This window comes from Anaerotruncus sp. 80 (assembly GCF_009936115.1).
GTDB lineage: Bacteria > Bacillota > Clostridia > Peptostreptococcales > Anaerovoracaceae > Senimuribacter > Senimuribacter intestinalis.
In genome coordinates, this window is record NZ_QWES01000023.1 from 48,385 (window position 1) to 58,961 (window position 10,577).

Genomic DNA, 10,577 nt, shown 5'->3' on the forward strand with positions numbered 1-10,577 from the left:
ATTTCCTATGTGCCGGGGTTTTCCTTTGCCATCTGATATGCAAGTCTTGGCGATCCATCTTTCGAAGAAATGATTCCGCAGTAAGTAAAACCACACTTCTGAATCAAATGCTGCATAATTTTGTTGTCCTCGTGGGTATCAATACGAATATTGTCAATCAAGGTAAATCCGAAATCCACACACTGCTGCAACAGCCCTTTCACCGTGCCGTTTCCTGCGATTCTGTGAATGGTTCCGTAGGCTCTGTCGTTTAGCCACTGACCGCCGTCAATTCTGTCGTAGGTCGGATCAGCACCTATAATAAAAGCAAATACGCCACAGATACTGCCTCCATCTTCCATGACGTAAAGATTGCCCCTTTTCATATCTCCCTCCAAAAGTTCTTTTTCGGGGTAACCCCAAATCGCCCACTGGGTTGGATTTCCGTTTTCCGACATGAAATTTCTGGCATAGGCATAGATATCCAAAATCTCTATAAAATCCGTCTCAGCGGCTTTTCTGATATTCATAAGCAGCCTCCTTATTCTTCTCTCGTTAAATGGGTGAACTGTGCACCAACTAATTCTGCCAAATCAACCGGTGAAAGCTCTATCTGCAGTCCTACCTTACCGCCACTGACGCAAATCCTCTGATGATTCTTCGCCCTTTCGTCAATAGCAGTCGGAAATAATTTCTTCATACCGACCGGAGAGCAGCCGCCTTTGATATAACCGGTAATTTTCGTAATATCTCTCGCATGGATCATTTCGATATTCTTTTCTCCAAAATGCTTCGCCGCCTTCTTTAGATCCAGTTCACATGCCACAGGAATCACACAGACGTAATTCTGTCTACTATGTCCTACGAGAACCAGAGTCTTAAATACCATATCAGGATTCTGTCCTACCTGCTCTGCCACTGAAACACCATCTAAAAAGCCCTCCGGCGCTTCATAAGTATGTAGCTGATAAGCAATCCCTTTCGCCGCCACCATGCGTACCGCATTGGTTTTTGGCTCTTTTTCTTTCTTTGCCATGTCTGTATCCTTTTTTAATGAAATCCATATTATTCTATCACAGGAACGACAAAGTGACAATAACTTTGAATATATCTTCCAGTTTTCGTAAAAACTCTGTTGGGTTTTCAAAACTGCCAAAAATGGTTTCTTTTTGCGGACAAAATCGAGATTTTGAAAATCGTTTGAAGAAAAGATGAAAACTGGAAATAAAATACATTGCAACAAGTGCTGAAATTTACAGCTAACATTTTTTCATTTTAACACCGAAATTAAAACATCGCACTGCAGGTTTCCCGTGCAGTGCGATGTAGTTTTCATCAATGATACTGATTAGCCCAGTAATCCAGCGCCAAACATTGGTGCGAATACTACGGATACAATTGTCATCAGCTTAATCAAGATGTTGATGGAAGGACCGGAAGTATCTTTGAACGGGTCACCTACAGTGTCGCCTACAACAGCAGCCTTGTGAGGTTCGCTTCCCTTACCGCCGTAATTTCCTTCTTCGATATATTTCTTAGCGTTATCCCATGCGCCGCCTGCGTTGGACATCATGATTGCAAGAAGTACACCTGCAGACAGTGCACCGCCCAGCATACCTGCAAGAGCTTCAGCACCTAAAATAAATCCAACTGCTAAAGGCGCAATGATTGCCATCAGACCTGGCATAACCATTTCTTTCAGAGCAGCACCAGTGGAGATATCTACGCATCTAGCATAGTCAGGCTTGGAAGTGCCTTCCATGATGCCTTTGTCTTCTCTGAACTGTCTTCTAACTTCTTCAATCATCTGGTTAGCTGCTTTACCTACAGAGTTCATTGTCATAGCAGAGAACAGGAACGGCAGCATAGCACCCAGGAACAGACCAATAATTACGATTGGGTTCAGCAGGTTAATTCCTACTTCGGAAATGCCTGCTACTTCTGCATAGGATACAAACAGAGCCAGTGCAGTCAGAGCAGCAGAACCGATAGCAAAACCTTTACCGATTGCAGCGGTAGTGTTGCCTACAGCGTCTAATTTGTCGGTGATTTCTCTAACTTCGTGTGGAAGTTCAGACATTTCTGCGATACCGCCAGCGTTATCGGATACAGGACCGTAAGCGTCAACTGCTACAGTCATACCTGCTGTGGACAGCATACCTACAGCTGCCAGTGCGATACCATAAACACCTGCAAACATATATGCTACGAAAGTAGCTACACAAATCATGATAATTGGCCACAGAGTGGACATCATACCAACGCCCAGACCGCTGATAATAGTAGTAGCAGCACCTGTCTGAGACTGTTCAGCAATTTTCTTAACGGAACCGTAATCGCCGGAAGTGTAAACTTCTGTAATCTTACCAATTGCAATACCTGCAACCAGACCTGCAATAATTGCAAATGCATAAGTGAAATCACCCAGCATATACTTACTCATAACCAGAGAAGCAACGATTACAATGATACCACTGATGTAAGTACCCATGTTCAAGGCATTTGCAGGGTTGGAACCCTCGCTGCCTCTTACCATCAGAATTCCCAGTACAGAAGCAATGATACCTACTGCAGAAAGCAGCAGCGGGAACAGTGCAGCAGTTGTTTCAGAGAACATTGCAGTTTCTGGTGCATTGGCAACAGCAACGGAAGCCAAAGTAATAGCAGAAATAATAGAACCTACATAAGATTCGAACAGGTCGGAACCCATACCAGCAACATCACCTACGTTGTCGCCTACGTTATCAGCGATAACGGCAGGGTTACGCGGGTCATCTTCAGGGATACCTGCCTCTACCTTACCAACAAGGTCAGCACCTACGTCAGCAGCTTTGGTATAGATACCGCCGCCTACTCTTCCGAACAGCGCCATAGACGAAGCGCCCAGACCGAAGCCTGTGATACATTCTGTAACAGTTGCAAGATCCAGTACGCAGAACACTACGCCAAGACCGAAAAGTCCAAGACCGGATACGCAAAGACCCATAACAGCGCCAGATCTGAATGCAATCTTCAGCGCTTTTGGCATACCTGCTTCTTTGGCAGCCCATGCAGTTCTTACGTTACCTTTGGTTGCCACGTTCATACCGAAGAAACCTGCCAGTACAGACAGCAGCGCACCAATTAGGTACAGTCCTGCAGTAATCCAGCTTTGCAGGCCAAATCCGATGAGCAGGAACAGCACAGCAATTACGATAACCATGGTCTTGTATTCTCTCTTTAAGAAAGCCATAGCACCTTCTCTGATGTATCCTGCGATTTCCTTCATTCTGTCAGTACCTTCGTCAGATTTGCTGATCCAGGAGGACAAGCAGAAGGCTACCAACAGTCCGACCGCAGCCGCGATTGGTACAATCCAATTCATAATATAATACCTCCATTTTCTTGTCTGGTTTATAACGCGTTTAAAGAGGCACCGCATATGCACGCGCCTCTTATAAAACCAAACAAATATTTTAAATTAAATTATTAACTAAACATTGAAACAATAGCAAGTGAAAGCACGATAAATAACACAGCGCATACGACTGTAATCTTGCTTAAGATTGCTTCGTATCCTCTGCCCTTTTTCTTTCCGAAAAGCTGTTCTGCACCGCCTGCAATAGAACCGGATAAACCATCGCTGTTACCAGACTGCAGAAGAACACTTAAAATCAGAACGATACTTGCAATTGCCAGTAATGCCATAAGAGCGATCTTCATCTTATTCCCTCCTTTAAATTTAACCATTTAACTTTATCATAAGAACCACGAAAAATCAAGTGTTTTCCTGCTAAAAGTTGACAATCTCCATAAATTTAGACGAATCCAGACTAGCCCCGCCAACCAGCGCGCCGTCAATCTCGTCCATATCCATAATTTCCGTTGCATTTTCAGGCTTTACGCTGCCTCCGTACTGGATAATCACTTTATCACAGGTATCTACATCGTAAAGACCTTCGATAGACTTTCTGATCCATGCGCACATTTCTCCTGCCTGCTGGGGACTTGCGGTTCTGCCGGTACCGATTGCCCAGATTGGTTCATAGGCTACCACCACTTTAGCAGCATCCTCTGCAGAAATTTCTGCAAAAGCCTTTTCTATCTGCGCACATACAACTTCCTGTTCGATCCCAGCGTCTCTCTGTGCCAAATCCTCGCCAACGCATAAAATCGGCGTGATTTCACTATCGGTTAGGATTTTCTTCAGTTTCAAATTTACCGTCTCATCAGTTTCTCCAAAGTACTGACGTCTTTCCGAATGACCTACAATACAGTAATCTACACCAATTTCCTTGAGCATATTTAGTGAAACTTCTCCAGTAAATGCACCTTCTTCTTCAAAATGAACATTCTGAGCACCGACACCGATTCCGCTTCCAGAAAAAGCCTGTACCAATGCCGCAAGCTGCGTATATGGTGCACAAATTGCAGCTTTTACGTCAGTATCTCCATACATTGTTTTCAGTTCCTTTGCAAAAGCAAGCGCTTCTTCTGTGGTTTTATACATTTTCCAGTTTCCTGCAATTAGTGGAATTCTCATCTCTATTCCTTCCTATTCCTATAAAACATGCAGAGGAGACTTCTCCACTGCATGTAAGATTACAATAAATTATTATTTTTCTTCAATGACGGCAATGCCCGGAAGTACTTTTCCTTCCAAAAATTCCAACGATGCGCCGCCGCCTGTGGAAATGTGGCTCATCTTGTCCGCAAGTCCAAACTGCTCTGCTGCCGCTGCAGAATCTCCGCCGCCAATAATTGTCACAGCATCACTCTCTGCCAGAATCTCAGCAATTGCCTTAGTTCCCTTTTCAAAGGTCGGCATTTCAAAAACGCCGACAGGTCCGTTCCATACGATGGTCTTCGCTTCTCTCAGCACTTTACCATAAAGGCGAACCGTTGCTGGTCCGATATCAAGTCCCATCATGTCAGAAGGAATCCCATCCCTGTCTGTAATTTTTGTCTCTGTTTCATTGGCAAATTCCTTAGCGCAGACAACATCGACAGGAAGCAGCAGTTCTACACCTGCCGACTTAGCCTTTTCAATCAGCTCCGCTGCAAGATTTATATTCGCTTCATCTAAAATGGAAGTTCCGATCTCCAGTCCCATTGCTTTAAAGAAAGTATAGGACATACCGCCGCCAATAATCAGCGTATCGACTTTCTTCAGCAGATTTTCAATGACAGGAATTTTGTCTCCTACTTTGGCGCCACCCATGATGGCAACGAAAGGTCTGCTAGGATTTTCAAGCGCATCTCCAAGGAACTTGACCTCCTTTTCGATGAGGAATCCTGATACTGCAGGAAGATAGTCCGCAATACCTGCTGTAGAAGCATGCGCTCTGTGCGCTGTTCCAAAGGCTTCCTGAACAAAAATTTCTCCAAGATCAGCCAGTTCTTTGGCAAATTCTGCTCCATTGTCCGTCTCTTCTTTGCGGAAACGAACATTTTCAAGAAGCATAACTTCACCTTCTTCTAAGGAAGCCGCCATGTCTCTGATGGTGTCGCACACCACTTCAGGGCAGCTCTGAAACTTCACTTCGCAGTCCAGCAGTTCTGCTAATCTGTCTGCTACAGGTTTCAGTGTAAATTCCATCTTCGGCTCACCTTTCGGTCTTCCCAGATGGGACATGAGAATCACTTTAGCGCCCTGCTCTCTAAGATAAGTGATTGTCGGCAGTGCTGCTTTGATTCTGTTATCATCTGTGATGACACCGTCCTTCTGGGGAACGTTGAAATCACATCTTACAATTACTTTTTTTCCTTTGAGCGCAATGTCTCTAATGGTTTTTTTCATATTTAGCCTCTTTACTTTGCGTGATCTACCTCGTACATATGTTTAATCAGCTCTAAAGTTTTGCTGGAATATCCATACTCATTGTCATAGAACGCAATTAATTTGAAGAACTTGTCGTTGAGTTCGATACCCTCTCTCGCATCGAAGATAGAAGTATGCGGATCACCGACAAAATCTCCGGAAACAACTTCATCATCCACATACTCAATAACGCCGTGGAGATAAGTTTCTGACGCCTTCTTAACAGCTCTGCAAATCGCATCGTAGGATGCGGATTTTTTCAGTACTACATTCAGGTCGATTACAGAAACATCAGCAGTCGGCACTCTATAGGAAATACCTGTCATCTTACCTGCCAAAGACGGAATAACCAGCCCTACTGCTTTAGCAGCGCCTGTAGTGGATGGAATCACGTTTCCAAATACACTTCTGCCAGTTCTCCAGTCTTTCATGGAACGAGCATCTACTACTTTCTGTTTTGCTGTTGCAGAGTGAATTGTCGACATTAGTCCCTGTTCAATACCAAAGTTATCTTCCAGAACTTTGCAAAGCGGCGCTAAACAGTTGGTAGTACAGGATGCGTTGGAAACAACCTGCATATCGCTGGTATATTCATCTGTATTAACACCGTAAACAAATGTAGGCGTAGTCTTATCCTTTGCCGGTGCAGATATGATAACCTTCTTCGCGCCCGCCTTTACATGGTCAAGTGCCTTCTCTGTTGTAGTATAAGCACCTGTTGCCTCTACTATGTATTCTGCGCCGCATCTGTCCCAAGGAATGTTCTTCGCTTCTGATTCGCTGAATACAGGAACTTTCTTGCCATCAATGATGATACCTTCCTCATATTTATCTAAACTCTTAGGAAAACGACCAAATGTCGTATCATATTTCAACATATAAATCAGGTAATCGATGTCTGCATTACGAACGTTAATGCCTGCGATTTCAATTTCAGGCATGTCCATTGCAGCTCTGATCACCACTCTGCCGATTCTTCCGAATCCACTAATACCAACTTTAATTGCCATAATTTACCTCCATAACTCTCTTTATATCAAATTAAAGTATGTCAAATGCATTGGGGCAAGCGCCATTATACGACTAAATTCTACCAATTGAGCATCGCTTAACAAGCTTGCCCTCTTGGGAATTTATAGCATAAGGCATTCCCTTCAATTTCTTTCAGAAATTGGGGGCAAGTGCCATTAGAACCTGCGCCGCTTGGAGGAAGACAGGATATTCATGCCCTCCCTATACTTTGCAACAGTTCTTCGGGATATATCAATTCCCTTATTTTTTAATATCTCAACCATATCCTGATCACTGTAAGGTTTCTGCGGATTCTCTCCTGCGATAATCTCTTTGATGATGGACTTTACGCTGTTGGATGAAACACCCGTGCCATCTTCGCCTGAAACCCCGCTGGAGAAAAAATACTTGAGTTCGAAAACGCCGCGAGGGCTCTGCATATATTTTCCATTGATGGATCTGCTGACAGTAGACTCGTGTACGCCAACATCCTCTGCAATCTGCTTCAGCGTCAGGGTTTTCAGCGATTTCTCTCCGTTATCGAAGAAATCCTGCTGATACTTAACAACAGCGCTGGCCACGTTATATATGGTCTGTTTCCGCTGCTCTATGCTCTTGATCAGCCATACCGCCGCATTGAACCGGTCGGTCAGGTATTTGTTCAGTTCCTCATCCTGCTTCGCTTCTGCCGATAATTTATTATAATAAGAACTCACCATCAATTTCGGCATGCTGGTATCGTTGTTCATCACCTGATACTCATCGTTTACTTTCTCGACAATGATGTCCGGCACCACATATCTGGTCGCTTCGCCAGAAGAAAAAACTCTGCCGGGTTTTGGTTCCATGGTCTTGATTAAATCAGCGATCTGCTGTACTTCCTGATTTTTAATGCCAATCGTCTTTGCAATGTAAGCAATCTTATTATCTGCCAATTCCTCCAGCATGTTCTCAATGATATATTCAATCTCATCGGTCAAAAGTCCCTTGGCAGCAAATTGGATGATCAGACACTCCCGCAAATTTCTCGCTGCTACACCGCAGGGATCGAAGGTCTGAATAAAATTCAGCACTTCTTCCACTGTATCAATATCCGCACCAACTGCCTTGGATATCTCTTCCACGGACATAGTTAAATAGCCATTGTCGTCAATGACTTCTATAATATATCGTCCGATTGTCGCCATCTGACCTGTCAGCCTGGAAAACTGCAGCTGACTCATCAAATAGTCGGTTAATGTATCTTCTTCATATACATATTGCTCATAAGTATAATCATCATCGTCATCAGGTCTGTACTCCCACTGACGAAAACTCTCTTCTTCGTAGTCCGCTTCTCTGATTTTTTCTCTGATGTCAACTTCCTGTGCATCGTAGGACTTCTCCGCTTCTAATACGGGATTCTCCAAAAGTTCGTTCTGCACATAATCTGAAAGCTCCTGGTTGTTAAACTGCAAAATCTGGATGGCCTGAATCAGCTCTGGTGTCATGGAGAGCTTCTGAGTCTGTTCAATTGTTAATTCGTAACCAAGTTTCATTTACCCATCTCCTATGCAAATAGTATACCACATTGAGCCAGTTCTTTTCAAGGGAATTACTGTTTTTCTATGCAGCAACTTTTTTGCACCAAAACTCCTACGCAAGTTCAGGAAATCCTAGCTGGCGAAGTGCTTCAAACAAAATAATGTTCGCTGAGTTGGAAAGATTGAAAGAACGCAATCTGGTGTCTTCACTCATAGGAATGCGCACTGCCGTGTCCTCGTGTTCTTTGATGAAATCTCTTGGAAGACCGGCAGTTTCTCTGCCGAACAAAATCATATCTTCATCTTTATATGTTACATCAGTATAAAGATGTCCGCCTTTCGTAGTCGCCAGATACATAGTATGATCCTTAGAATACTTTTCCATAAAATCATGTAAGCTTTCGTGAATTTCCAGCTTTACATAAGGCCAGTAATCAAGACCTGCTCTTCTCACCGCCTTATCGTCTATAGAAAACCCTAAAGGTTTCACTAAATGTAAAACCGTGCCTGTTGCAGCACAGCTTCTTGCAATATTTCCGGTATTAGGCGGAATCTCCGGTTCCACCAGTACAATGTGTAATGCCATAAAAAAACCTCCGTCCTTACATCATAAATCTTTTTTGCAGAAATATAAAGACAAAATTGCTTTTTTGTTATATAATTTTTAGCAATGGAAATTTTGTACAAGGAGGCTGTTATGAAAACAGTAAAAATCGGAATACTCGGTCTGGGTACCGTAGGTGGCGGCACTTACGAAATCCTGCAGACAAACAAGGCATTAATCGAAAAAAGAATCGACCGCACCATTGAGGTCGTAAAGGTCTTAGAAAAGAATATGGAACGTGTAAAGGCGCTTGGACTCGAAGAAAGCCAGGCTACACAGAATCCTGACGATATTTTAAAGAATCCTGACATTGATATTGTGGTAGAATCTCTGGGTGGTATCGAGCCGTCCACTACTTTCATGCTGACTGCCATGGAAAACGGCAAAGGCGTTGTTACGCCGAACAAAGCTGCTGTCGCAGCTAACTTTGACAAGCTGCACAAAGCTGCAAAAGAAAACGGCGTAGGTTTCAGATTTGAAGCCAGCGTCGGCGGTGGTATCCCTGCCCTGACTGCAATTACAGAAGCTCTTGCAGGCAATGAATTTACAGAAGTCATGGGCATCTTAAACGGCACTACCAACTATATCATGACAAAAATGACCGACCTCGGTCTTGATTACAACGACGTACTCAAAGATGCCCAGGCAAAAGGCTTTGCAGAGGCTGACCCAACTGCTGATGTTGAAGGTATTGATGTAGCCAACAAGCTTTCTATCCTGATGGCTCTTGCGTTCGACAAATACGTACCGCCTGCCGAAATTCCTACCGTGGGTATCAGCAAAATCACTATGGACGATATCAACGCTGCCAAGGAAAAAGGCTGCAAAATCAAACTGATTGCCCACGCAAAGAAAACCGGCGATACACTCGAATACAGTGTAAAGCCTATGGAAATCGAAAACTCTCACCCGCTTGCCGGCGTATCCAACGAGTTTAACGCAATCTATGTAACCGGCAACGCCGTTGACGAAGTGATGTTTTATGGAAAAGGCGCAGGCGCCCTTCCAACAGGCAGCGCAATCGTAGGCGATATCTTAGCCATTGCAAAAGAACTGTAAGAAAACGTTTATAAAGGAGGAATCACCCATGAGCTTATATCAGGACTGGCAAGAGCTGATTGACAATCAGACAGAAGACACCTTTGAGGCCTTCTGGAAAGAATATGCAGAGACAGAAACCAAGTTATACTCTCATATTTTAGAAAACCATACAGAGCACCTTTCCGGCACCGTAGCTGAGTTGGTTGAAAAATTTGAATGCAACAAGACTATCTTTGTCGGATTTTTAGACGGTATCAATTCCAGCTTAAACAAGGAAATGGATTTAGAGTCTGTCACTGACGACACTGTCATCGACCTCGACATCGACTTTGAAAAACTCTTCTTCAACATGCTGAAAGCTGAAGCCGACTACTTGTTTAGCCTGCAGCAGTGGGACGGCGTGCTCACCGAAGAAAAAAGAATAGAAATCGTAAAAGAGTTCAAGCGTTCAAAGACTGTTCGTGTCGAAAAGAAGCCGGGCAGAAACGACCCTTGTCCTTGCGGTAGTGGCAAGAAATACAAGAAATGCTGCGGTAAATAAGAACCCCACCCTTCCACGAAGCAAAGCTTCGGGTGGGTGCCCGGGAACCTTGTTGTCCTCTGACAATAACAACCCCAC

General features: G+C 43.9%; 11 protein-coding genes. 2 read left to right on the plus strand and 9 right to left on the minus strand.

Translation table 11 applies throughout. The features are described 5' to 3' along the window. Positions 1 to 5 precede the first annotated feature (5 nt). From D1155_RS12070 to trmL, 9 genes are all read right to left on the minus strand, one after another. Positions 6 to 509 carry a GNAT family protein gene (locus tag D1155_RS12070; protein WP_160202663.1) on the minus strand — a complete coding sequence of 168 codons (504 nt, stop codon included), beginning with the start codon at positions 507 to 509 and terminating at the stop codon, positions 6 to 8. A gap of 11 nt (positions 510 to 520) precedes the next feature. Beyond that, positions 521 to 1,015: a Cys-tRNA(Pro) deacylase gene (gene ybaK, locus D1155_RS12075; RefSeq protein WP_160202664.1), complete on the minus strand. Its 495-nt coding sequence runs from the start codon at positions 1,013 to 1,015 to the stop codon at positions 521 to 523. Positions 1,016 to 1,327: 312 nt separating this feature from the next. After that, positions 1,328 to 3,343, minus strand: a complete 2,016-nt coding sequence (locus D1155_RS12080; protein WP_160202665.1) for a sodium-translocating pyrophosphatase — start codon at positions 3,341 to 3,343, stop codon at positions 1,328 to 1,330. A gap of 104 nt (positions 3,344 to 3,447) precedes the next feature. Continuing rightward, the gene (gene secG, locus D1155_RS12085; protein ID WP_160202666.1) at positions 3,448 to 3,681 is read right to left on the minus strand and encodes a preprotein translocase subunit SecG; all 234 of its coding nucleotides are present in this window, start codon (positions 3,679 to 3,681) and stop codon (positions 3,448 to 3,450) included. Between the two features lie 70 nt (positions 3,682 to 3,751). Next, positions 3,752 to 4,501: a triose-phosphate isomerase gene (gene tpiA / locus D1155_RS12090; protein WP_160202667.1), complete on the minus strand. Its 750-nt coding sequence runs from the start codon at positions 4,499 to 4,501 to the stop codon at positions 3,752 to 3,754. Positions 4,502 to 4,573: 72 nt separating this feature from the next. Further along, positions 4,574 to 5,758, minus strand: coding sequence for a phosphoglycerate kinase (locus D1155_RS12095; RefSeq protein WP_160202668.1), 1,185 nt, complete (start codon positions 5,756 to 5,758; stop codon positions 4,574 to 4,576). Positions 5,759 to 5,769: 11 nt separating this feature from the next. Next, the gene (gene gap, locus D1155_RS12100) at positions 5,770 to 6,789 is read right to left on the minus strand and encodes a type I glyceraldehyde-3-phosphate dehydrogenase (protein WP_160202669.1); all 1,020 of its coding nucleotides are present in this window, start codon (positions 6,787 to 6,789) and stop codon (positions 5,770 to 5,772) included. A gap of 177 nt (positions 6,790 to 6,966) precedes the next feature. Beyond that, the gene (rpoN, locus tag D1155_RS12105) at positions 6,967 to 8,328 is read right to left on the minus strand and encodes an RNA polymerase factor sigma-54 (RefSeq protein ID WP_160202670.1); all 1,362 of its coding nucleotides are present in this window, start codon (positions 8,326 to 8,328) and stop codon (positions 6,967 to 6,969) included. 97 nt (positions 8,329 to 8,425) lie between these two features. After that, positions 8,426 to 8,899, minus strand: coding sequence for a tRNA (uridine(34)/cytosine(34)/5-carboxymethylaminomethyluridine(34)-2'-O)-methyltransferase TrmL (gene trmL, locus D1155_RS12110; protein WP_160202671.1), 474 nt, complete (start codon positions 8,897 to 8,899; stop codon positions 8,426 to 8,428). 111 nt (positions 8,900 to 9,010) lie between these two features. Between trmL and D1155_RS12115 the strand changes: the two genes are divergently transcribed. Together D1155_RS12115 and D1155_RS12120 are read left to right on the plus strand one after the other, a co-directional pair. Beyond that, a complete protein-coding gene (locus D1155_RS12115; protein WP_160202672.1) occupies positions 9,011 to 9,976 on the plus strand; it encodes a homoserine dehydrogenase in 966 nt (321 codons plus the stop codon). 28 nt (positions 9,977 to 10,004) lie between these two features. Continuing rightward, entirely contained in the window at positions 10,005 to 10,499 is a 495-nt protein-coding gene (locus D1155_RS12120) for an SEC-C metal-binding domain-containing protein (RefSeq protein ID WP_160202673.1), read from the plus strand. Positions 10,500 to 10,577 lie beyond the last annotated feature (78 nt).